At 73.0% G+C, this 22,265-nt stretch carries 21 protein-coding genes; 10 read left to right on the plus strand and 11 right to left on the minus strand.

The window, feature by feature from the left end; genetic code table 11:
- Nucleotides 1-315 precede the first annotated feature (315 nt).
- Both IG94_RS38480 and IG94_RS0109170 read left to right on the plus strand, forming a co-directional pair.
- Nucleotides 316-2,682 carry a DEAD/DEAH box helicase gene (locus tag IG94_RS38480; protein WP_428837405.1) on the plus strand — a complete coding sequence of 789 codons (2,367 nt, stop codon included), beginning with the start codon at nucleotides 316-318 and terminating at the stop codon, nucleotides 2,680-2,682.
- Between the two features lie 9 nt (nucleotides 2,683-2,691).
- On the plus strand, nucleotides 2,692-3,585 hold the full coding sequence (locus IG94_RS0109170; RefSeq protein ID WP_031033263.1) for an alpha/beta fold hydrolase: 894 nt from the start codon (nucleotides 2,692-2,694) through the stop codon (nucleotides 3,583-3,585).
- Here the strand turns inward: IG94_RS0109170 and IG94_RS0109175 are convergent.
- Complete coding sequence (locus IG94_RS0109175) at nucleotides 3,582-4,481, minus strand: NYN domain-containing protein (RefSeq protein WP_031033264.1); 900 nt, start codon at nucleotides 4,479-4,481, stop codon at nucleotides 3,582-3,584. The two genes, IG94_RS0109170 and IG94_RS0109175, sit on opposite strands and share 4 nt — an antisense overlap.
- Before the next feature lie 243 nt (nucleotides 4,482-4,724).
- On the opposite strand from IG94_RS0109175, the gene IG94_RS41575 reads away from it, so the two are divergent.
- On the plus strand, nucleotides 4,725-4,877 hold the full coding sequence (locus IG94_RS41575; protein WP_107060478.1) for a hypothetical protein: 153 nt from the start codon (nucleotides 4,725-4,727) through the stop codon (nucleotides 4,875-4,877).
- A gap of 95 nt (nucleotides 4,878-4,972) precedes the next feature.
- On the opposite strand, the gene IG94_RS0109185 is transcribed toward IG94_RS41575, so the two are convergent.
- The 3 genes from IG94_RS0109185 to IG94_RS0109195 all read right to left on the minus strand — a co-directional run bounded on the left by IG94_RS0109185 (nucleotide 4,973) and on the right by IG94_RS0109195 (nucleotide 7,349).
- Complete coding sequence (locus tag IG94_RS0109185) at nucleotides 4,973-5,578, minus strand: MarC family protein (RefSeq protein WP_031033266.1); 606 nt, start codon at nucleotides 5,576-5,578, stop codon at nucleotides 4,973-4,975.
- 54 nt (nucleotides 5,579-5,632) lie between these two features.
- On the minus strand, nucleotides 5,633-6,490 hold the full coding sequence (locus IG94_RS0109190; RefSeq protein ID WP_031033267.1) for a PHP domain-containing protein: 858 nt from the start codon (nucleotides 6,488-6,490) through the stop codon (nucleotides 5,633-5,635).
- A gap of 208 nt (nucleotides 6,491-6,698) precedes the next feature.
- Nucleotides 6,699-7,349, minus strand: coding sequence for a DUF6758 family protein (locus IG94_RS0109195; RefSeq protein WP_031033268.1), 651 nt, complete (start codon nucleotides 7,347-7,349; stop codon nucleotides 6,699-6,701).
- Between the two features lie 182 nt (nucleotides 7,350-7,531).
- On the opposite strand from IG94_RS0109195, the gene IG94_RS0109200 reads away from it, so the two are divergent.
- Nucleotides 7,532-8,755, plus strand: coding sequence for an MFS transporter (locus tag IG94_RS0109200; protein WP_031033270.1), 1,224 nt, complete (start codon nucleotides 7,532-7,534; stop codon nucleotides 8,753-8,755).
- A 32-nt stretch (nucleotides 8,756-8,787) separates the two neighbouring features.
- On the opposite strand, the gene IG94_RS0109205 is transcribed toward IG94_RS0109200, so the two are convergent.
- The gene (locus tag IG94_RS0109205; RefSeq protein WP_031033271.1) at nucleotides 8,788-9,384 is read right to left on the minus strand and encodes a suppressor of fused domain protein; all 597 of its coding nucleotides are present in this window, start codon (nucleotides 9,382-9,384) and stop codon (nucleotides 8,788-8,790) included.
- 550 nt (nucleotides 9,385-9,934) lie between these two features.
- Between IG94_RS0109205 and IG94_RS0109215 the strand changes: the two genes are divergently transcribed.
- Nucleotides 9,935-11,053, plus strand: coding sequence for a magnesium and cobalt transport protein CorA (locus tag IG94_RS0109215; RefSeq protein ID WP_031033273.1), 1,119 nt, complete (start codon nucleotides 9,935-9,937; stop codon nucleotides 11,051-11,053).
- Between the two features lie 33 nt (nucleotides 11,054-11,086).
- On the plus strand, nucleotides 11,087-11,596 hold the full coding sequence (locus tag IG94_RS0109220; protein ID WP_031033274.1) for a hypothetical protein: 510 nt from the start codon (nucleotides 11,087-11,089) through the stop codon (nucleotides 11,594-11,596).
- A gap of 34 nt (nucleotides 11,597-11,630) precedes the next feature.
- On the opposite strand, the gene IG94_RS0109225 is transcribed toward IG94_RS0109220, so the two are convergent.
- Entirely contained in the window at nucleotides 11,631-12,368 is a 738-nt protein-coding gene (locus tag IG94_RS0109225; RefSeq protein ID WP_031033275.1) for a hypothetical protein, read from the minus strand.
- Between the two features lie 263 nt (nucleotides 12,369-12,631).
- On the opposite strand from IG94_RS0109225, the gene IG94_RS0109230 reads away from it, so the two are divergent.
- Genes IG94_RS0109230 through IG94_RS0109240 form a run of 3 tightly spaced genes read left to right on the plus strand, consistent with a single transcriptional unit; the run spans nucleotide 12,632 to nucleotide 15,690 of the window.
- Nucleotides 12,632-13,924: a magnesium transporter MgtE N-terminal domain-containing protein gene (locus IG94_RS0109230; RefSeq protein ID WP_031033277.1), complete on the plus strand. Its 1,293-nt coding sequence runs from the start codon at nucleotides 12,632-12,634 to the stop codon at nucleotides 13,922-13,924.
- Nucleotides 13,914-14,513, plus strand: a complete 600-nt coding sequence (locus IG94_RS0109235; RefSeq protein WP_031033278.1) for a DUF1003 domain-containing protein — start codon at nucleotides 13,914-13,916, stop codon at nucleotides 14,511-14,513. Before IG94_RS0109230 ends, IG94_RS0109235 begins: the two co-directional genes overlap by 11 nt.
- A gap of 43 nt (nucleotides 14,514-14,556) precedes the next feature.
- Entirely contained in the window at nucleotides 14,557-15,690 is a 1,134-nt protein-coding gene (locus IG94_RS0109240; RefSeq protein ID WP_031033279.1) for an Mrp/NBP35 family ATP-binding protein, read from the plus strand.
- Nucleotides 15,691-15,843: 153 nt separating this feature from the next.
- Here IG94_RS0109240 and IG94_RS0109245 read toward each other — a convergent pair whose 3' ends face one another.
- The 5 genes from IG94_RS0109245 to sigE form a co-directional block, all read right to left on the minus strand.
- A complete protein-coding gene (locus IG94_RS0109245; protein WP_031033280.1) occupies nucleotides 15,844-16,518 on the minus strand; it encodes a hypothetical protein in 675 nt (224 codons plus the stop codon).
- A gap of 243 nt (nucleotides 16,519-16,761) precedes the next feature.
- Nucleotides 16,762-17,235: a sec-independent translocase gene (locus IG94_RS0109255; RefSeq protein ID WP_031033282.1), complete on the minus strand. Its 474-nt coding sequence runs from the start codon at nucleotides 17,233-17,235 to the stop codon at nucleotides 16,762-16,764.
- Between the two features lie 134 nt (nucleotides 17,236-17,369).
- Nucleotides 17,370-19,478 carry a S1C family serine protease gene (locus IG94_RS0109260; RefSeq protein WP_031033283.1) on the minus strand — a complete coding sequence of 703 codons (2,109 nt, stop codon included), beginning with the start codon at nucleotides 19,476-19,478 and terminating at the stop codon, nucleotides 17,370-17,372.
- Between the two features lie 93 nt (nucleotides 19,479-19,571).
- Nucleotides 19,572-20,597, minus strand: a complete 1,026-nt coding sequence (locus IG94_RS0109265; RefSeq protein WP_031033284.1) for an anti-sigma factor family protein — start codon at nucleotides 20,595-20,597, stop codon at nucleotides 19,572-19,574.
- On the minus strand, nucleotides 20,594-21,265 hold the full coding sequence (gene sigE, locus IG94_RS0109270; protein ID WP_031033286.1) for an RNA polymerase sigma factor SigE: 672 nt from the start codon (nucleotides 21,263-21,265) through the stop codon (nucleotides 20,594-20,596). Before sigE ends, IG94_RS0109265 begins: the two co-directional genes overlap by 4 nt.
- 287 nt (nucleotides 21,266-21,552) lie before the next feature.
- On the opposite strand from sigE, the gene IG94_RS0109275 reads away from it, so the two are divergent.
- Nucleotides 21,553-22,251: an O-methyltransferase gene (locus IG94_RS0109275; RefSeq protein ID WP_078535646.1), complete on the plus strand. Its 699-nt coding sequence runs from the start codon at nucleotides 21,553-21,555 to the stop codon at nucleotides 22,249-22,251.
- Nucleotides 22,252-22,265: the final 14 nt, after the last annotated feature.

The raw sequence follows: 22,265 nt of genomic DNA on the forward strand, positions 1-22,265 counted from the left end.
TGGCCCGATCGGCTCCGACCCGACAGCCCTCCCTGCTGTGCGCCACGCTGCGTACGGATTCCGGAGGGGGACCCTCAGTGGTACGAGCGCTGGAGCGTCGACAGAGGTCCCGTGTCCTACGGCTCACCCGTAAGGCAGCCGACGTCCCCGACACGGTCCGGCACGACCCGCGCGCTCGCCTCGCACCACGTACACAGAAGAGGCAGCACCCTGACTACGACGTTCCGATCCCTCGGGATCCTCCCCGAGACCGCCGAAGCCCTCGAAGCCGTCGGCATCATCACCCCTTTCCCGATCCAGGAGCTGACGCTCCCCGTGGCCCTCTCGGGCACGGACGTGATCGGCCAGGCCAAGACCGGCACCGGCAAGACGCTGGGCTTCGGCCTCCCGCTCCTCGAGCGCGTCACCGTCCCCGCCGACGTCGAGGCGGGCCGCGCCGCGCCCGAGTCCCTGACCGACGCCCCGCAGGCCCTCGTCGTCGTTCCGACGCGTGAGCTGTGCCAGCAGGTCACCAACGACCTCCTGACCGCCGGCAAGGCCCGCAACGTGCGCGTCCTCGCCATCTACGGCGGCCGGGCCTACGAGCCGCAGGTGGAGGCCCTGAAGAAGGGCGTCGACGTGATCGTCGGCACCCCGGGCCGCCTGCTGGACCTCGCGGGCCAGAAGAAGCTGAGCCTCAAGCACGTCAGGTGCCTGGTCCTCGACGAGGCCGACGAGATGCTCGACCTGGGCTTCCTGCCCGACGTCGAGAAGATCATCAACATGCTGCCGGCCCGGCGCCAGACCATGCTGTTCTCGGCCACCATGCCGGGCGCGGTCATCGGACTGGCCCGCCGCTACATGTCGCAGCCCACGCACATCCGCGCCACCTCGCCGGACGACGAGGGCGCGACGGTCGCGAACACGAAGCAGTACATCTACCGCGCGCACAACATGGACAAGCCCGAGATGGTGGCGCGCATACTGCAGGCCGAGGGCCGCGGACTGGCCATGGTCTTCTGCCGCACCAAGCGCACGGCGGCCGACCTGGCCGACCAGCTCAAGCAGCGCGGCTTCGCCTCCGGCGCGGTCCACGGCGACCTCGGCCAGGGCGCCCGCGAGCAGGCCCTGCGCGCCTTCCGCAACGGCAAGGTGGACGTCCTCGTCTGCACCGACGTCGCCGCCCGCGGCATCGACGTCGAGGGCGTGACGCACGTCATCAACTACCAGTCGCCGGAAGAGGAGAAGACGTACCTGCACCGCATCGGCCGTACGGGCCGCGCGGGCGCGAAGGGTACGGCGATCACGCTGGTCGACTGGGACGACATCCCGCGCTGGCAGCTGATCAACAAGGCGTTGCAGCTGGGCTTCAACGACCCGCCGGAGACGTACTCCACCTCCCCGCACCTGTACACCGACCTCGGCATCCCCGAGGGCATCAAGGGCGTCCTGCCGCGCTCGGAGCGCACGCGCGCCGGGCTCGACGCGGAGGAGCTGGAGGACTTGGGCGAGCCGGCCGGCCGCGGTGGCCGCACGCGCGGTGGCCGCGGGGGCCGGGACGAGTCCCGCTCCGGCGACCGCGAGCGTTCGTCGCGTACGACGCCGCGTCGCCGTCGCCGGATGCGCGGCGGGGCACCGGTGGACGCGGAGGCCTCCGCGGGCTCCGCGCCCGAGGCCGCCCCCGGCGGTGCCGAGGCCGCGCGGGACGCGGAGCAGGCGCCGCGCACGCTGCGCCGCCGGCGGCGTACGCGGAACGGCGAGCCGTCGCGGCAGCCGGCGGTGGCCACGACGGCGGAGGCCGTCGCGGCGAGCGCGGTCGCGGCGCCCGAGGTCCCCGAGGTCAAGGACGTCGCCGAGGCCGTGGACGCGGTCCAGGTCGTGGACGCCGTCGACGCCCCCGCGAAGCCGCGCCGCCGCCGCACCCGCAAGACGGCGGAGGCACCGGTGGCAGCGGAGGCACCCGCGGTGGTCGAGGCCCCGGTGACCGTGGAGACCCCAGCCGTGGAGACCCCGGCCGCCGAGAAGCCGCGCCGCCGCACCCGCAAGGCCACGGCGCCCGCCGCCGAGGGAGCGGTCGAGCCGGCGGTGACCAAGCCGCGCCGCACCCGCAAGGCCGCACAGGCCACCGAATCGGGCATCGCGGAGGCAGCCACGGCGGAAGCCGCCGAGGCCAAGCCCCGACGCACCCGCAAGGCCGCCACCGCGAAGACGGCCGCCGACACCGACGCCGCTGCGGAACCCACCGAGGCCAAGCCGCGCCGCACCCGGAAGACGGCCGAGGGCACGGAAGAGGCCAAGCCCCGGCGGCCGCACCGCGCCGCCGTACCCGCAAGGCGGCGGCCGCCGTCGAGGCGCCGGCCGAGGAGGCGAAGCCGAAGGCCCGCCGTACCCGCAAGGCGGCCACGGCCGCCACGCAGGCCGCGGAGCCCGCCGAGAGCTGATCCGCACCGCCCGGCAACGCCGTCGGCCCGGTCCCGCCACCCTGGTGGGGCCGGGCCGACGGCGTTGCCGGGCAACCTCCCGCCGAGCCCACGTGTCCCGCCGCCCGCGCCTCCCGCGCCCACCGGCGCTCCCTCCCCTTCCGACACCTGCCGCCGAACCCCGGGCCGCCCAGGACCCCGGCGGCCCCTCGACCACGCGGCCCCTCGGCCCCTCGGCCACGGCGGCCCCCTCCCCCGCCGTTCGACGGCCTCGTCCCGATAGCCTCTGCCCGTGAGCAGGAACGCCGCCTTCAGCCCGCCCCCGGGCGCCCGCACGTACCGGATGCGTACCGCGCGCGGTGAGTTCGCCGTCGTGGACTCGCCCGTGCCCGGCCGCGCCGACCCGAGGGGGACGGTGCTGATGCTGCCCGGCTTCACGGGGAGCAAGGAGGACTTCACGCTGCTGCACGAACCGCTCGGGGCGCGCGGTTACCGCACGGTCGCCGTGGACGGGCGGGGGCAGTACGAGTCGGACGGGCCCGAGCACGACGAGGCCCGCTACGCGCAGCCCGAGCTGGCCCGCGACGTCCTCGCGCAGGTCGCGGCGCTGGGTGGCCCTGTGCATCTCGTCGGGCACTCCCTCGGCGGCCAGATCGCGCGGGCCGCCGTGCTGCTCGACCACGCCCCGTTCCTGTCCCTCACCCTGATGTCGTCGGGCCCGGCCCGGATCTCCGAGTCCCAGCGGCAGCGCGTGAAACTGCTGCGCGACGCGCTGGACACGATGACGATGGCCGAGGTCTGGGACGTCATGCGGGCGATCGGGCCGCCGGAGGAGGCCGGGGCGCCGGCCCCCGCCCACGGTCCGGAGGAGCCCGGCCCGCTGCGGGCCCGCTGGCTGGGCACCAGGCCGGCCCAGCTGCGAGCGACGGGGCGCCAGCTGTGCACCGAGCCGGACCGGGTCGGCGAGCTGGCCCGTCTGCCGCTGCCGTGCCACGTCCTGTCGGGCGCCTACGACGACACGTGGCCCGTGCCCCTGCTGGACGAGATGGCCGAACGGCTGGGCGCGCACCGCACCGTCGTCACCGGCGCCGAGCACTCCCCGAACACCGACCGGCCGCTGCCCACGGCCCGCGCACTCGCCGACTTCTGGGACGCACTGGGCCGAGCGGAGCCGGGCGGTTCCTAGTACTGCGCCCGCAGGTGCTCCCAGAAGCCGTCCCGCAGGGCACGGCGCAGGTCGGCCTGGCCGCGCAGGGAGTACTGCAGCAGGCCCTCGGCCTCGACCAGCAGGTCCTGGTCGACCGAACCGGGCAGGTAGGGATGGCTGGGGAGGAGTTCGAGCAGGGTGCCGCGGCCCCGGGCCGCCAGCCACTTCGCGGCGATCTGCGCGCCCACGAAACGGACGTCCTCCCTGGCAGGCCGCCCGGCCCCCGTTGCGTCGAGGGGCTGGACGGCCGTCCGTCTGGAGACGTACGGCTTGAAGAAGTCCAGGTCGAAGGAGCGCTGGCTGTCGACCTCCCAGAGCAGCGGGTCGGCCTGGTTGCGGCCATCGGGCGCCTCGATGCCCCACAGGTGGACGCGGGCCCCGTACCCCTGCGCGGCCTCGACGGCGGAGACCAGGTCCTCGTCGCCGCCGAGCAGGGCGGCGTCGCTGAGGGCGCGGTACCGGGCGAGGGACTCCAGGTCGGAGCGGATGAGGGAGTCGACGCCCTTCTGCTGGTTGTTGGCATTGAGGTTGCCCAGGCGCACCTTGACGTCCGGCAGCTCGGCGATGCACTGCTGCTCGGCGGTGTGGATGCGGCGGCGGGCGCCGTCGTACCAGTACACGCGCAGCAGGCGGCTGTCCGCGAAGATGGTGCGCGCCGTGTCGATGAGCGCCTCGATCAGTCCCTCGGCGTCCAGGTCGAAGGCCCGGCGGTCCTCGGTCCCGGCCACCAGCCGCCCCGCCGCCGCGTAGAGGTATCCGGCGTCGACGAAGATCGCGTGCGTCGAGGGCGTCTTGGCCACCTCGGCGAGCATGCGCTGGAGCAGCTCGTTGGTGCGATCGATGCGAGCGTTCAGGGACGCGAGGTCGTCGTTCATCGCCTCTATTGTCCCGGCGGTCACGCTACGAATACAACCGGTCCCGGTCAGTCTGTATCGGACACCTGTCACTCCGTAACAAGCGACTTACCTGTCAGTAATTAGCCGTTCGAAAAATTTCCTTAGCGTAGGGAATGTTTGCAGAGGGCATGTCGTTGGACCTTTCGGAAGCCCGGGCACCGACGACCCAGGAGCCACACCAGTAGTTCTCCTCAGGAGGATGACCAGATCAAGGGAGAGGCCATGCGCTTTGAAGTCATGCGACTCGACGACGTCGACGGGACCCCCGTGGACACGACTGTCGTGGACGCCGCCTCCGTGAATCGCATCGTTCAGCAGGCCGCCGCCATAGGGCAGCGGCTGTGGATCCGCCCCGCCGAGACCTCGGCCTCGTAGCGCGGACAGCACGCCCCTGGGGCCTCCGCGCGGCGCCGTGCCGCGCGGGGGCCCTTTGCGTGTGCTCACGCGCCCCGGACCGCGGCGCTCGGCGCTCAGGCGCCCTGGATCACCTGCGTGACGCCGTTGATGATCTGCTGCACGGCGATCGCGGAGAGCATCATGCCGGCGAGGCGGGTCACCAGGACCACGCCGCCGTCCTTGATGACCCGGATGATCAGCAGCGAGTACCGCATCACCAGCCACAGCACCACGTGGATCGCCAGGATCGCCGCCCACACGGAGACCTGCGTGGTCACGCTGTCCGCCTTCTGCACGGCCAGGATGACCGACACGATCGCGCCGGGCCCGGCGAGCAGCGGCATGCCCAGCGGTACGAGGGCGACGTTGACGTCCTTGGTCTGCTTCGGCTCGTCGGTCTTCCCGGTGAGCAGGTCGAGCGCGATCAGCAGGAGCAGCAGCCCGCCCGCGATCATGAGGGCGGGCACGGACACGTGCAGGTAGTCCAGGATCTGATGCCCGAGCAGACCGAACACCGTGATCACGCCGCCGGCGACGCAGACGGCCTGGAGGGCCATCCGCCGCTGCACCTTGGCGGGGCGGCCGGAGGTCAGCGCGAGGAAGATCGGGGTGATCCCTGGGGGATCCATGATGACGAAAAGGGTCAGGAAGAGGGAGCCGAAGACGGCGACGTCGAACATGGGTGAGCTACTGGCCTTGCGGGAGTGCGGAAGTGGACGGTCGGGAGGGGAGGCTCAGGCCCCGCCCGCGCCCGGCACGGGGAACGCCCCGAACGCCCGTCGCGTGATCTCCCCGTACACCTCGGGGTCCGTCGTGTACTCGCCGAGCACACAGGTCTTCCGGCTGCCGTGGTAGTCGCTGGACCCGGTCGTCAGGAGCCCCAGCTCCTTCGCGAGGCCCCGCAGCCGGGCGCGCGTGTCCTCGTCGTGGTCCATGTGGTCGACCTCGATGCCGTCGAGCCCGGCCGCGGCCAGGTCGGCGATGGACGCCTCCTGCACCGTGCGGCCCCGCTTGGCGGCGGCGGGGTGCGCGAAGACGGCGACGCCGCCCGCGCCCTTGATCAGCCGGAGCGCCTCGAAGGGGTCGGTCTCGTGCTTCTCCACGAAGCCACGGCCGCCGTCGGCCAGCCAGTCCTGGGTGAAGGCGTCGCTCACGGTCGGCACGACGCCGAGTTCGACGAGCGCGGAGGCCACGTGCGGCCGGCCGACGGACCCGTCGCCGGCGATCCGGGCGACCTGCTCCCAGGTGACGGGCACGCCCAGCTCGTTGAGCCTGGCGACCATGGCCCGCGCCCGCGGCACGCGGTCGTCCCGGACCAGCTCGCGCTCGGCGAGCAGGGCGGGCTCCTCGGGATCGAAGAGGTAGGCCAGCATGTGCATGCTGACGCCGTCGAGGCGGCAGGAGAGTTCGGCGCCGGTGACCAGCGTGAGCCCCTCGGGGAGCGCGGCGACGGCCGCCGCGTGCCCGCGCGTGGTGTCGTGGTCGGTCAGCGCGACGACGTCGAGACCGGCAGCGGCGGCGTTGCGCACCAGCTCGGCCGGGGTGTCCGTGCCGTCGGACGCGGTGGAGTGGGCGTGCAGATCGATGCGCACGACGCTGCCTCCAAGCGGTGACGGGACGGACGGGGACGCTCAAGGATAACCGGAACCCGACCCGCCTCTGTCACACCCGCAGCACCCGTCCACCCCCTACACGGCGGCCTCCGGCGCACGGCCACCGACACACGACCTCCGGCACACGACCTCCGGCGCACGGCCACCGGTACACGACCACCGGCGCACGACCAGCCGGACGACGCGGCTAAGGCGCGGTCGGCCGCATGAGCCGCGGCGACAGCGCGCCGCACGGCACCAGGTCCACCTCGGCGCCCGCGTCCCGCAGGTCGGTCAGCACCAGCTCCTCGTACATCAGCAGCGCCGCCTGCTCGGGCCACGCGACGGCCCACAGCCACAGGCCGAGCGCCTCCCCGGCGAAGACGGCCCGGTCGACGGGTGCGCCGGGGACGTGCCAGAGAGGGGTCGGCCGGCCGGCGGCCAGGACCTTGGCCTGGGGCGGCTTCTCCACGTCCAGGTACGGACCGGGGTCCGGGGCGTCGAGCCCCGCGTAGTGGGCACCGAGGCCGACGCCCAGCTCCTCGGCGACCAGGATCAGCTCCCCGACACCGCCGAGCGGGCTCGGTCCCGAGCAGGCCAGCGCGGTCGCCCGGCCGCCGCTGCGGTCGTCGCCCGCGCAGGCCACACCGGTGAACAGCCAGCCGACCGGCAGCGGCCAGGGCATCCACAACGGCACCTGCGTGCGGTCCACCACCACGCCGAGCGCCTCGACGCTGGGCGGGAGAACGGGCTGCAGCGGATGCACCGTGCCGTGCAGGTCGCACTGCCAGGTGTCGGCGAAGAGGCCGGGAGCCCTGACCCGGCCACCGCACTTCGGGCAACTGGGTTCGCCCCTCATACAGCCCCACGGTCCTACCCCCGCTCCCCCGCGTCAAGGACGATCACCCGTCCGAACGGGGAGGTCGCGGGGCGGCCTGACCGGCGAAAACTAGGTGTACTTTGCATCAATTAGCTGAGCTAACTTACTATGTGTATACACCAACCATTTCCATCCTCTCCCGTCGGGCATTGGAGCACTGCATGGACACCTTCGACGCGGGTGCGGGCAGCATCCTGCGGCAGCCCAAGGCGGTGTGGGCGACCGCCGGCGCGTCCGTCGTGGCCTTCATGGGCATCGGACTCGTCGACCCGATCCTGCCGTCCATCGCCAAGGGCCTGGACGCGAACGCCAGCCAGGTCTCCCTCCTGTTCACCTCGTACTTCCTGATCACCGCCCTCGCGATGCTGGTCACCGGCTTCGTCTCCAGCCGGATCGGCGGGCGCAAGACCCTGCTGCTCGGCCTCGCCTTCGTCGTGGTCTTCGCGGGCCTCGCGGGCACCTCCGACACCGTCGGCCAGCTCGTCGGCTACCGGGCCGGCTGGGGCCTGGGCAACGCGCTGTTCGTCTCGACGGCCCTCGCGGTCATCGTCGGCGCCGCGGCAGGCGGCAGCGCCGCCGCGATCCTGCTCTACGAGTCCGCCCTCGGCCTCGGCATGGCGTGCGGCCCGCTGGTGGGCGCGCTGCTCGGCGACGCGAGCTGGCGCTACCCGTTCTTCGGCACGGCCTTCCTGATGGCCATCGGCTTCCTGTGCATCGCGGTGTTCCTCAAGGAGCAGCCGAAGCCGGCCCGCAGGACCTCGCTGCTCGACCCGGTCAGGGCACTGGGCCACGGCGGCCTGGCCTCCGCCGCGGTCTCGGCGTTCTTCTACAACTACACGTTCTTCACCGTGCTGGCCTTCACCCCCTTCGTACTGAACATGACCCCGTACAAGTCGGGTGCCGTGTTCTTCGCCTGGGGTGTGCTGCTCGCCGTCTTCTCGGTCCTGGTGGCTCCGCGCATGCAGCGGCGCTTCGGCTCGCTGAAGGTGCTCGGCGGCTCACTGGTGCTGCTCGCGGCCGACGTGCTCGTCCTCGGCTACGGCGACCACACCACGGCGATCGTCTGCACCGTCCTGTCCGGCGCGTTCATCGGCGTGAACAACACCGTCTACACCGAGCTGGCCCTCGGTGTGTCGGACGCCCCGCGGCCGGTGGCCAGCGCGGGCTACAACTTCGTGCGCTGGTTCGCCGCGGCCGCTGCGCCGTACTTCGCGCCGAAGATCGAGGAGTGGACCGACATCCACGTCCCCTTCGTGGTGGCGGCGGTCACCGCCGTGCTGGGCGCGGTCGTGGTCCTCGTACGGCGCCGGGCGCTCACCCACCGGGCGCAGGAGCTGGAGCCCGCCCACGCGACCGAGGACTCGGTCGCGGTCTTCGCCGACTGACGCCCGGTGACCGGACAGCGCGAGTGAGCGCGTCAGTCCAGTGGGACGGACCTGCGGGACGGATCGCGCAGGTCCGTCCCCTGCGTCAGCCAGCGCTCCTGGAGCGCCTGCGCCCCGTGCACGCGCTTCCAGGCGGCCTCGTTCGGCGTCATCGGCAGCAGCGGCAGGAACCGCACGGCCTCCAGCGGCGCGTCCAGCTCCAGATCCTCGACGAGGCCGCCCGGCTCGGCGACCAGGACCGAGGTGAACGGCGCCCCGGGCCACAGCGGCTCGCCCACGTCCAGCGAGGCACCGGGCGCCACGATCACGCCCTCCACCTGGGGAGAGGCGGCCAGCACGGCGAGCGGACGCAGCACCTTGCCGGTGTCGGCCGCCCCGGCGCGCACCGAGAGCACCAGCTCGGCGCGGGGGCCCCGGTCCGGGTCGGCGAGCGTCGCCGTGGGGTCCGCCATGGGCTGCGCCGACATGCCGAGCGTGGCGTAGCGGACGATCTCGCCCTCCTGGCCGGCGGCGGGGAAACGCAGCACCTCGATGCGGTCGGTGCCCAGGAAGGTGACCGCCGCCCGGGCGTCCGGCTCGCCCAGCGCGCTGCGCAGCCGGGCCTCGACCAGTGGAAGAACATCAGCCATGCGGCGAGCATAGAACTCGTCGGGAAGCGGCAAAGCGGCACCTTGACACGTCGCGTGACTGGTACTCTGGGTCAGCGGTTCGGGGCAGCACGCAGGGCATCGCGGCCACACCCCGACGCCGTGAACACTCCCCTACGGGGAACCCCCTCAAACAAGGGGAATGGATCGTCCCTCACGAGGGACCGGCCGGAGGAGGTGGGCGGCATGGACCGAAGTCGACCGTGCAGTACCACCCGCTCTTCCCGCCGCTGACGCAGCCGCCCCGGTTCTTCCGGCCGCCGCTTCCCGTCGCACGATCCCTCGCGGAAGAGCACTTCGTCTCGTTGTGCCTGATCCGTTCCGTCAATTCCCGCTCGTCCGACGTGTGACTCGTCCGACCCGTGGCCCGCCGGTCCGATCAGCAGCTGAACCAGCGGCGAAACCGGCCACCGCGACGGTGCGGTGCCCCCCGCTTTGTGGACGCGCCGAACACGCGTGGTCAGGACGTCCTCATTCCGGGTGGTTCCATCCGTCACGGCCCCGTTCGCCGCCCGTAGCGAAGGAGCCTGCCATGTCGATGATCCGTGACCTGCGCGCCGCGGTCCGCCCCTCCCGCGTCGTCTCCCTGCGCAAGGACAACAGCGCCTACGACACCACCCGCGACCCGGCGACGCCGTCCGCCGTCGTCGACTGCGCCGTCTACCGCGACGGCGCCCGCGTCGAGACCGACGTGCCGCTGACCCCGCACACGGCGATGCGCCAGGTGCGCCGCGACGGCGGCTTCGTGTGGATCGGCCTGCACGAGCCCACCGAGGACGAGTTCGCCGGTATCGCCCGGGAGTTCGGGCTGCACCCGCTGGCCGTGGAGGACGCCGTCCAGGCCCATCAGCGGCCCAAGCTGGAGCGCTACGACGACTCCCTGTTCACCGTCTTCAAGACCATCCACTACGTCGACCACGACGAGCTGACCGCCAGCAGCGAGGTCGTCGAGACCGGCGAGGTCATGTGCTTCACGGGGCGGGACTTCTTCATCACCGTCCGGCACGGCGGCCAGGGCTCGCTGCGCGCGCTGCGCCACCGGCTCCAGGAGGACCCCGAGCTGCTGGCCAAGGGCCCCTCGGCGGTGCTGCACGCCATCGCCGACCACGTCGTCGACGGCTACCTCGCGGTCGCCGACGCGGTGCAGGACGACATCGACGAGGTCGAGACCGAGGTGTTCTCGCCGGGCCGCAAGGGCACCTCGCGCGGCACGGACGCCGGACGGATCTACCAACTCAAGCGCGAGGTGCTGGAGTTCAAGCGGGCGGTGGCGCCGCTGCTGCGTCCCATGCAGCTGCTCAGCGAGCGGCCGATGCGACTGGTCGACCCGGAGATCCAGAAGTACTTCCGCGACGTCGCCGACCACGTGGCGCGGGTGCAGGAGCAGGTCGTCGGCTTCGACGAGCTGCTCAACTCCATCCTCCAGGCCAACCTCGCCCAGGCGTCCGTCGCGCAGAACGAGGACATGCGCAAGATCACCTCGTGGGCCGCGATCGTCGCCGTACCGACGATGGTCTGCGGTGTGTACGGCATGAACTTCGACTACATGCCGGAGACGCACTGGAAGTTCGGCTACCCGCTGGTGCTGTCGGTCACGGTCGTCATCTGCCTGGGCATCCACCGCACCCTCAAGCGCAACGGCTGGCTCTGAACCGGCCCCCGGGGTCCTGGATAGGCTGACCGCATGACAAGCGAGCTGCTCGGCCAGGCCCTCGTCGAGGAGGCCACCAAGAAGTCCGGCCTCATCTGGGCCAAGGGGCCCGGCGTGCCCGCCCGTCCCCTGTGGCACGTGTGGCACGAGGGCGCCGCCTGCGTCGTCGGCGACGGGCCCGGCGAGCAGCCGCTGCCGGCCCTGGCCGACGGGGGCACGGCGGAGGTGACGGTGCGCAGCAAGGACAAGGGCGGCCGGGTGGTCTGCTGGTCCGCGCGGGTCGTGGAGCTTGCGCCCGGTTCCGAGGCGTGGCAGGAGGCGGTCGCCGCCCTGAAGGGCAAGCGGCTCAACGCACCGGACGGCGAGGCCATGACCGACCGCTGGGCCCGCGAGTGCCGGGTGCTGCGCCTGGAGCCGACCGGGTCGACGGCGCCGCTGCCCGACGGCGCGCTGGCCGAGGCCCCGCTGCCGAGCCCGGCGACGACCCGGCAGCCGGCGCCGGCGGGGCTGCCCCGGCTGCTGCTGAAGCGGCGCCGCCGGTAGCGGCCTCCGGACGCCGCACGCCCGCGGTGGCGCCTCAGGACGTCGGCAGCTGCTTGCCGTAGTCCAGGGTGTCGTCCTTCGGCGGCTGCTCCAGGGCGAAGTCCTTGTTCCAGTCGGAGAAGTCCAGCGTGCCGGCGCTGCCCGCCCGCACCAGGCGCAGCGGGTACGGCGTGCCCTCCAGCGAGACGTCCAGCGAACCGCCGTCGCCCTCGTCGCCGGTGATCCGGATGGTGCGCACGCCCGCCTGCTCGTGGCGGCCGTCCGTCTGGACCGTGCCGTGCAGGGTCAGCAGACCGCCGAGGAGGACGTCCTTGTCCGTGAAGCCGCTGAACTTCTTGTACACGGGGTCGCTCTGCGGCACCTTCACGTACTTGTCGGCCAGCTTGCCGGCGGCCTTGGCGTCGCCGCCGTCGTGGCTCCAGAAACCGGAGTCGGCCTTGAGGAAGAGCTGCTCGCCGACGCGCAGCAGCCCGAACGTCGTCCCCTGGGCGGCGACCGACCCGGTCCCTCCGTCGGCCTTCAGCCGCATGTCGAGGGTGTACCTGTTGCCGCCCGCCTCCACCGTGCCGTGCAGACGGACCGTGTCGGCCGCCTGAGCGGTCGTACGGGCCTTGGCCTGGATCTTGTCGGCCGGGAGCTTCCCGAGGCCGTTGGTGCCCGCGTCGGGGTCCTCGCTGCCGCATCCCGTCAGCCCGGCTCCCGTCACCACCAGGGCGCACGCCGCGCCCACCAGAGCGGCTCTGCGGATTCGGCGCCGGGGAGTCACAGACACAGGTGGGGCCGCCTTTCTCGGGGGACTGGCACGGGCCGACGGACGTCGGCGGTGAGCCGACCGGGCCAGGGCGCAGCGTACCGGGGCGCCGCGCGGCCGGCGGAGCCAGTCCGTCCGGACCGGCCGCCGGGGCGAGGCCGATCGGGACGGGCTAGCCTGAAGCCCGTCCGAGCGGGCAATTCGGAAAAGAGACACCGTACGAACCAGCTTTCACGCACGCACGCTCACTCCTCCGCGCAGGGGTGAGGAAAGGAGCCGCGGCCATGGCAGCGGGCGCCCCCCGGATCTTCGTCTCCCACCTCTCCGGCATCGCCGTGTTCGACCCGGCCGGCGACCAGGTGGGACGGGTCCGCGATCTGGTCGTCATGCTCCGCGTCGCCCGCAAACCCCCGCGCGTGCTCGGGCTCGTCGTCGAACTCACCACCCGCCGCCGCATCTTCCTGCCCATGACCCGGGTCACCGGCATCGAGTCGGGCCAGGTCATCACCACCGGCGTGCTCAACGTCCGCCGTTTCGAGCAGCGGCCCACCGAGCGCCTCGTCTTCGGCGAACTGCTCGACCGGCGGGTCACTCTCACCGAGACGGACGAGGAGGTCACGGTGCTCGACCTGTCGGTGCAGCAGCTGCCCGCCCGCCGGGACTGGGAGATCGACAAGGTCTTCGTCCGCAAGGGCCGCAAGGGCGGCGCGTTCCGGCGGGCCAAGGGCGAGAAGCTGACCGTCGAGTGGTCCGGCGTCACCGGCTTCTCCGTGGAGGAGCAGGGGCAGGGCGCGGAGAACCTGCTGGCCACGTTCGAGCAGCTGCGCCCCGCCGACCTCGCCAACGTCCTGCACCACCTGTCGGCCAAGCGCCGCGCGGAGGTCGCCGCGGCCCTCGACGACGACCGCCTGGCCGACGTGCTGGAGGAGCTGCCGGAGGACGACCAGATCGAGATCCTCGGCAAGCTCAAGGAGGAGCGCGCCGCGGACGTCCTGGAGGCGATGGACCCGGACGACGCGGCCGACCTGCTGGGCGAGCTGCCCGAGGCGGACAAGGAGCGGCTGCTGAGCCTGATGCAGCCCTCCGACGCGGCGGACATGCGGCGGCTGATGGCGTACGAGGAGCACACGGCCGGCGGTCTGATGACGACCGAGCCGATCGTGCTGCGGCCCGACGCGACCGTCGCCGACGCCCTGGCCCGCATCCGCAACCCCGACCTGTCCCCCGCGCACGCCGCCCAGGTCTACGTCTGCCGGCCGCCGGAGGAGACCCCGACCGGCAAGTACCTGGGCACCGTCCATTTCCAGCGCCTGCTGCGCGACCCCCCGTACACGCTGGTCGGCTCGATCCTCGACGACGACCTGCAGCCCCTGGAGCCGGAGGCCGCACTGCCCGTGGTGGCCGGTTTCTTCGCCGCGTACGACATGGTCGCGGCGCCGGTCGTCGACGACTCCGGGTCGCTGCTCGGCGCGGTCACCGTGGACGACGTACTGGACCACATGCTGCCCGACGACTGGCGGGAGACCGAGTACCACCTGGACGAGACGGCGGGGGAGGCGAACCGCGATGGTGCCTGAGCGCGAGACGACGGCCCGCGAGCGCGCCGCCTCGGGAGCCACGGCGGCCTCCCGGGCCCGGACCCGCCTGGACCAGCCCCGCCCGCCGCGCCGCCGGCTGCTGCCCGAGTGGGACCCGGAGTCCTTCGGCCGGCTGTCGGAGCGCGTCGCGCGCTTCCTGGGCACCGGGCGGTTCATCGTCTGGATGACGGTCGTCATCATCCTGTGGGTGGTGTGGAACATCGCGGCGCCGAGCAGTCTTCGGTTCGACGAGTACCCGTTCATCTTCCTGACGCTGGCCCTGTCGCTGCAGGCCTCCTACGCCGCCCCGCTGATCCTGCTGGCGCAGAACCGGCAGGACGACCGGGACCGGGTCAACCTGGAGCAGGACCGCAAGCAGAACGAGCGGTCGATCGCGGACACCGAGTACCTGACCCGGGAGATCGCCGCCCTGCGCATCGGGCTCGGCGAGGTCGCGACGCGGGACTGGATCCGCTCCGAGCTGCAGGACGCGCTCAAGGAGCTGGAGGAGCGGCAGAACGGCCACCGTGCCGATCGCGGGGTATTCCCGGCGGATCGGCCCGCGGGGCGTGACGTACACGACCGGTGACGGGGCTTTCCGCGCCCCGTGGGCGGCGCCGTACCATCGTCGTATGGCTACGGAAGACGCGGTGCGCGAGGCACTGGCGACGGTGAACGACCCCGAGATCAACCGGCCCATCACCGAACTCGGGATGGTCAAGTCGGTGCAGATCGGCGCGGACGGAGCGGTCGCGGTCGCGGTGTACCTGACGGTCTCCGGCTGCCCCATGCGGGACACCATCACGCAGCGCGTGACGGACGCGGTCTCGGGCGTGGAGGGCGTCACGCGCGTCGACGTCGAGCTGGACGTGATGAGCGACGAGCAGCGCAAGGAGCTGGCCACCGCTCTGCGCGGCGGGCAGACCGAGCGCGAGGTGCCCTTCGCCAAGCCGGGCAGCCTGACCCGGGTGTACGCGGTGGCGTCCGGCAAGGGCGGCGTCGGCAAGTCGTCGGTGACGGTGAACCTGGCGGCGGCGATGGCGGCCGACGGACTCAAGGTCGGCGTCGTCGACGCGGACATCTACGGCCACTCCGTGCCGCGCATGCTGGGCGCCGAGGGGCGTCCCACCCAGGTCGAGAACATGATCATGCCGCCGTCGGCGAACGGCGTGAAGGTCATCTCCATCGGCATGTTCACCCCGGGCAACGCGCCGGTCGTCTGGCGCGGCCCGATGCTGCACCGCGCGCTCCAGCAGTTCCTGGCCGACGTGTACTGGGGCGACCTGGACGTCCTGCTGCTCGACCTGCCGCCCGGCACCGGCGACATCGCGATCTCCGTCGCCCAGCTCGTGCCGAACGCCGAGATCCTGGTCGTGACGACCCCTCAGCAGGCCGCCGCCGAGGTGGCGGAGCGGGCCGGCGCCATCGCCGTGCAGACCCACCAGAAGATCGTGGGCGTGGTCGAGAACATGTCCGGCCTGCCCTGCCCGCACTGCGGCGAGATGGTCGACGTCTTCGGCACCGGCGGCGGCCAGTCGGTCGCCGACGGCCTCACCCGCACGACCGGCGCCTCGGTGCCGGTGCTCGGTTCCATCCCGATCGACGTGCGCCTGCGCGAGGGCGGCGACGACGGCAGGCCGGTCGTCCTGACCGACCCGGACTCCCCGGCGGGCGCGGCCCTGCGCTCGATCGCGGGCAAGCTCGGGGGGCGGCAGCGGGGCCTGTCGGGGCTGTCGCTGGGGATCACGCCGAAGAACAAGTTCTGACGACGTTCCGTACGGGCCACGAGGTTCCGTACGGGAGTGGGGCGCTGTCCGCGAGGACGGCGCCCCTCGTCGTACACACGGCCGACGGCCGGCCCCCGGGCCCAGGGGACTACGGGGCCGAGGGGGCTTGGAGGGCCGAGGAGTCCTGGAGGCCTAGGGGGCGTACGCCCCGATGTCCTTCACCACGGAGAAGGCGAGACCGTAGGCGCTCATGCCCCGTCCGTAGGCGCCCAGGTGCACGCCCTGCTGGGTGGAGCCGGCCAGCACCCAGCCGAACTCGGACTCCCGGTAGTGGAACGGCGTCGGCACGCCGTCCACGGGGAGCGACAGCGCGGTCCAGTCCTCGCCCTCCAGGTCGTCCGCCAGGACCCACGCCGTCTCCGTCTGCTGTTCCAGCCAGTCGTCGCGGAGCGAGTGGTCCATCTGGCCCGGCCAGGTGAAGGACAGCAGCCCCACACCGGCCAGCCAGGCCGCCGAGGAGACCGAGGTGGCCTCCAGCAGGCCGGTGCCGTCGGCGCTGCGCCGGTCCGGGTTGGCCGCGACGGTCACGACGACCGCGAACTTCTCCTTGGCGTCCTTCTCCTCGCCAGCCACGTGCTCGTTGCGCACGGACGGTTCGTCCCCGTGCCCGATGGAGCCGTGCTCCACGGCCCCGTCGGCCGCCGTACCGATCTGCATCAGCCAGCGCCGCCCCGTGAAGGCCTCGTCGAGGCCGTACCACGGGAAGGGCGCACGCAGGTAGCCGTCGACCGTACGCCGGCCTTCGGGGGACTCTGGTCCGCCCTCCGCGGCCGGCGTCTGCGCGACTGCCCGACTCGTCGTCTCCATGTGCCCGGACGCCTCCTCGCTCTCGTCGGAACGGAAGCCCGCCCCCCTTCGGGCGCACTCGTCCGGTCCGCACAACAACTCGGGCAGCATAGCCACACCTCTGGCGGCAGCCGGGAAACCGCCCGGCGCGTGGGCCGCCCGGGCGGCGCGTTCGGGTCGTGGGCGCCCCGTCCGGAGTATGAGACGCGTCACACGCACGGGCCGACGGCGGGCCCGGGGGCGCATCGGGGCGAGGCGTGGGGCTCAGGTGGCGTCGACGTCGAAGGGCGGCCGGTCGTCGGCGGCGGGCTTCTCGGCCTTCTCCGGCCTCTTCGACAGGTCGGCCTTCTTCGACATGTCGATACGCCCGCCGGAGGAGGACGCGGCGGCGGACGACGCGGACGAGGCCTCCGTGTCGCGGCCGTGCACCGCGTCGGTGACCTCGGCCATCTCCTTCTTCAGGTCGAAGCCGCTGCGGAGCTCCTTGAGGCCCAGCTCGTCGTTGTCCAGCTGCTTGCGGATGAACGTCTTGGGGTTCAGGTCCTCGAACTCGAAGTCCTTGAACTCGGGGCCCAGCTCGTCCCGGATGTCCTGCTTGGCGCTGTCCGAGAACTCGCGGATCTTCCGGATGGTGCGCGTCACGTCCTGGATGACCTTGGGGAGCTTGTCCGGACCGAAGACGAGCACGGCGAGGACGACGAGCGTCACCAGCTCTAGTGCGCCTATGTCATTGAACACCTGAAGCTCCTTGGGATGTCCGGGCCGCCACCACGGTACCCGGCGATCCCGTCCGACCGGTACCGTCCCGTGAGCCCCGAGTGCGTGTATACGAGCGCTTTCCGAATTGTTTGCCTTTCCGGCCCCCGGCCTGCTCAGTCCCCGTCCGAGGAGCCGAGCACCAGGGAGACCTTCGTCTCCTCGCCGTCCCGCTCCAGGGTCAGCTCCAGACGGTCGCCCGGGCGCTGGGCGCGGGTCTTGACGATGAGCTCCTCGCCGGAGTGCACCCGCTGTCCGTCGACCGCGGTGATCACGTCGCCCGGCTTGATCCCGGCCCTGGCACCGGGCCCGCCCGAGGTGACCGCCGGTCCCCCGTCGCTCGCCTTGGCGCCGACGCGGGCGCCGTCCCCCGCGTAGTTCATGTCGAGGGTGACGCCGATGACCGGGTGGGCGGCCTTCCCGGTGTTGATCAGCTCCTCGGCCACGCGTTTGCCCTGGTTGATGGGGATGGCGAAGCCGAGCCCTATCGAACCGGCCTGGCCGCCGTCCGACTCGGCGCTGCCGTTGTCGGCGGAGCGGATGGCGGAGTTGATGCCGATGGCCCGGCCCTGGGCGTCGAGCAGCGGGCCGCCGGAATTGCCCGGGTTGATGGGCGCGTCGGTCTGCAGGGCGTCGACGTACGACACGTCGCTGCCGTCGACCTCCTCACCGCCCGCGGTGATGGGCCGTTCCTTGGCGCTGATGATGCCGGAGGTGACCGTGCCGGCCAGGTCGAAGGGGGCGCCGATGGCGACGACGGGGTCGCCGACCCGCACGTTGTCGGAGTTGCCGAGGGGCATGGGCGTGAGGCCGCTGACACCCTTGACCTCCACCACGGCCAGGTCGTACCCGCCGTCGCGGCCGACGACCTCGGCCTCGGCGGTGTCGCCGCTGTTGAAGGTCACGGTGATGTCGCCGCCGGAGCCGGCGGGCTCCACGACGTGGTTGTTGGTCAGGATGTGGCCGCGGTCGTCGAGTACGAACCCGGTGCCGGTGCCCGCGGCGTCGCTGCCGCTCACGTGCAGGGTCACCACGCTGGGCAGGGCCCGGGCGGCTATGCCGGCGACGGTGTCGGGGGCCCGCTCGGCGGACTCGGCCCCGGCCTGCGGGAGGTCCACCGTGCCGACGCCGCCGTTGCGCTCCAGGTACGTGCCGAGGGCGCCGCCGACGCCGCCGGAGACCAGGGCGATGAGCAGCGCCCCGCCGACGAGCGCCCTGCGCCGGCGCCCGCGCCGCTCCTTCGGCGTCCAGGTGTCCGAGCCGTCGTGCTGGAGGGGCGCGGCGGCCGGGACGGCCCAGGGGTCGTAACGCCCCCAGGGGTCGAGTGCCGGTTCGCCGCCCGGCTCGGCGGCGGGCGTCGCCTCGGCCTGCGGGGGCGGTGCGTCCGCCGACGCCGGGACGGAGGTCAGGGGGGACGCCGGGGGCGGGGGCGTCGGATGGGTCTGGTGCGTCGGGGGCGTCGGGTGCGTGGACGTCGGGTGCGGCGGGGGCGGGGCGTCGGCGAACGCCGGGTCGGGCAGCGCGCCCGGCGGCGGGGACACCGGCGGCGCCCCGTGCGGGGCGGTTCCGTGCGGGAGCGGTGGCTGTGGTGCGGGCCCGGGTGCGGCGGGGGCGTGCGGGGCGGGTGCGGGCGAGGAGACGGCCGCCGTGCCGTGCGCCGGTGTGGCCGCCGGGTGCTGGACGGGCGGGGCGGGGGCCCACGGGCCCGGTTCGCCGTAGGGCGGGGTGCTGTACGGGTCGGGTTCGTGCAGCGGCTTGGGACGCTCGGCGGCGGGGGCGGAGGGGGATGCCTCCCCGGTGTCGGCATCGGCCACGGGTGCAGCTCCAGGCGCCCGGGCGGGCGCGGGGACGGCATCCGAGGCCGGGACGGCGTCGGATGCCGGAGAGGTGTCCGGCGCCGAAGGGATGCCGGTCGCGGGACCGGCGTCAGTGACCGGGGCGGGTTCGGCGTACCGGGTCCCCTCGGCCCTCGGCGTCGGGAGGTCCAGCTCGTAGTCGCCGTCGCCGGCCTCGTCCCCGGCGGCACCGTCGCCGTTCCCACCCGGGACGCCCGCCGGGGTGCCGGGCGGCAGCGGCCGTTCCAGCTCGAAGTCGCCGCCCTGCGCCTCGTCACCCGCTCCGGTGCCCGGACCGGGGCGCTCCAGCTCGAAGTCGCCGTCGGTCGTCTCTCCTGACGGGCGGGGACGACTCCACCACTTCGTCCTCGTGGGCTTCGCCTCGTTCATCTTCTCCCCCGCAGCTGGCCGCAGATCTCGGCTCCAAGGGCTCTGGCGCCACCCGGATTCAATCAGGTTCGCGGCCCGGCGCGCAGAGCCCGGTCAGCGAACCGGACGGGCCGAGGCGGCCGGTGAGGCCGCGGGGTAAGGAGACGGAACCGGCTCGGGGGCGGCGAACAGCCCGGGCGGCCTGACCTCCGGGGCCTTGGACCAGGAGGACAGGGCGAGCGGGGGCACCGCTTCGAGCGGCCGTATCAACGGGGACATGACGGCGGCACCGGCCGTGACCGGCGTGGTCAGCGCGCGCACGGCCTGCTGTCGCACGTCGGCGCCGGCCGGGGCGGGCAGGCCGGGCAGCAGCGGCGCGGAGACGCCGGTGGGCGCGACGGGGGTGTCACCGAGCGAGCGCTGCCCCTGGGACTGCCCGAGGAGCGGGGCGCCCGTACGGCGACGCTGGCTCTCGGAGGTGCCGGCCGCTCCCGTGCCCTGGGTGCGGGCCGGTGTCACGTTGCTGCCGCTGCCCGCGCCGCGGGCGTCCGTGGTGGTGTCCGGGACGCCGAAGGTGACACCGCCCAGCGCGATGGCGGCCAGCGACACCGCCCCGGCGGCGGCGAAGGCGAACCGCCTGCCGCGCGAGGCGGAGCGCTCGTTCTCCGACCGGTTCACGTCGTGGATCCGGAAGCCGCCCCGCCCGGGCGCGGAGGGCGGCAGGAGGGGGGTGTGCGGCCGGGCGGGCACGTAGTCGAACGCGAACCGGTCGCCCCGCTTGGCACCGAAGGCGCCGGAGGCCGCGGCGGTCGGGAACCTGCCGGGCAGCCCGGCCAGGCCGTCGGAGAAACCTCCGCCGCCCGGCGGCGGGCCGTCACCGTCCGTGTCACCTCCCGCGGGAAGCCCCTGGAGGCGGGCCAGGAAGCTCTCGGAGGGGGGCGGCGGGGCCGCCTGCGCGAAGACGTCCTTCAACCGGCGCTGCACGTCGACCTCCGCCTTGCACTTCGCACAGGTGGCCACGTGCGCCAGTACGCGCTCACGCGCGTCATGACCGAGCTCGCCGTCCACCAGGGCGGAGAGTCGGTCTCCCAGATGCTGCTCTGCGAGATGTCCCTCGGACTCAGGCCGTGACCCACTCACGCGCTCGTGCCCCCTCCTCCCAGAGCGGGCACACCGGCCACGAAGGAGCGGCGCTCGGCGCGCGCCTTGGGCGAGCGGTGGGCCAGCGCCTTGCGCAGCTGGGAGCGGCCGCGGTGGATACGGGAGCGCACCGTGCCGAGCTTGACGCCCAGGGTCGCGGCGATCTCCTCGTACGACAGTCCCTCGATGTCGCACAGGACGACGGCGGCCCGGAACTCGGGCGCGAGGGTGTCCAGCGCCTGCTGGACGTCCGCGTCGAAGTGGGCGTCGTGGAAGACCTGCTGCGGGGAGGGCTCCTTGCTGGGCAGCCGCTCGGCCGCGTCGTCGCCGAGCGCGTCGAACCGGATGCGCTGCTTGCGGCGGACCATGTCCAGGAAGAGGTTGGTCGTGATGCGGTGCAGCCAGCCCTCGAAGGTGCCCGGCGTGTAGGTCGACAGGGAGCGGAAGACGCGGACGAAGACCTCCTGGGTGAGGTCCTCGGCGTCGTGCTGGTTGCCGGTGAGGCGGTAGGCGAGGCGGTAGACCCGGCCGCTGTGGGTGCTGACGATCTCCTCCCAGGTGGGCGGAGTCCACGCCTGCCCGTCCGCGTCGCCGGAGAAGGTCGCGGTCTGGGCGTGCCCCGTCGTGGGACGGTCGGCGTGGCTGTGGTCAGCAGCGGTGTCGTTCACGGATTTCGGCCTGCCTGCCGATCCGAGGAAGCGCCGCAGCACTCCGCCCCGATCCGCGGGTACGGCCGCACCTCCCCTGTCGGCTCTGGTGGTGTCCAGTGGAGCCCCTACCATAGCCACCTCGCCCGTTAGCTCCGGATAAGCGGTTTTACGAGAATTTGATCTGCGCCGGTCCGGGCCGCACGGCCGTGTGAGCACCTGCTCGCCACCCTGGTCCATCGGCCGCCCCCGTCCCGGTCACAGCCTCTCGGCCGCCTCTTCGCTCTCCCCTTTGAACGACCGGTCCCATCTGCGGGTTCCCGACGCCAACGGATACAGTCACGCCGAGGCAACAACGGGGACAGGAGAGGGCCATTACCGGCAACCGGCAGACGAGCTGGGCGTTCGCCGACGCCTATGTCGCCGAGGACGACGCGCTGCTCTGGGCACGCGAGCGGGCCCGCGAGGCGGGCCTGCGCTCGGTGACCCCGGGGACGGGGTCGGCCCTGGGGTTGCTCGCCGCTGCCGTGGACGCCAAGGCGGTCGCCGAGATCGGCACCGGCTGCGGAGTCTCCGGGATCCATCTGCTGCGCGGGATGCGACCGGACGGCGTGCTGACCACGGTCGACCCCGAGCCGGAGCACCAGCAGTTCGCGCGGCAGGCCTTCCGGGCCTCGGGCTTCGCCAGCAACCGGGCCCGGTTCATTCCCGGGAGCGCCCTGGATGTACTGCCCCGGCTCGCGGACGCCGGTTACGACCTGGTCTTCTGCGACGGCGACCGGCTCGAGTACCCCGACTATCTCGCCGAATCGCTGCGGCTTCTGCGTCCCGGGGGTCTCGTCGCCTTCGAGGGCGTCTTCGGCGCGGGCCGGACGGTCGACTCCGGACCGCAGCCCACCGAGGTGCTGCGGCTGCGGGAGGTCCTGCGCGCGGTCCGGGAGAGCGAGGAACTGGTGCCCTCGCTGCTTCCGATGGGCGACGGACTGCTCTGCGCCGTCAAGCGCTGAATGCCGTAGCGAAG

The organism is Streptomyces olivaceus (assembly GCF_000721235.1).
GTDB lineage: Bacteria > Actinomycetota > Actinomycetes > Streptomycetales > Streptomycetaceae > Streptomyces > Streptomyces olivaceus.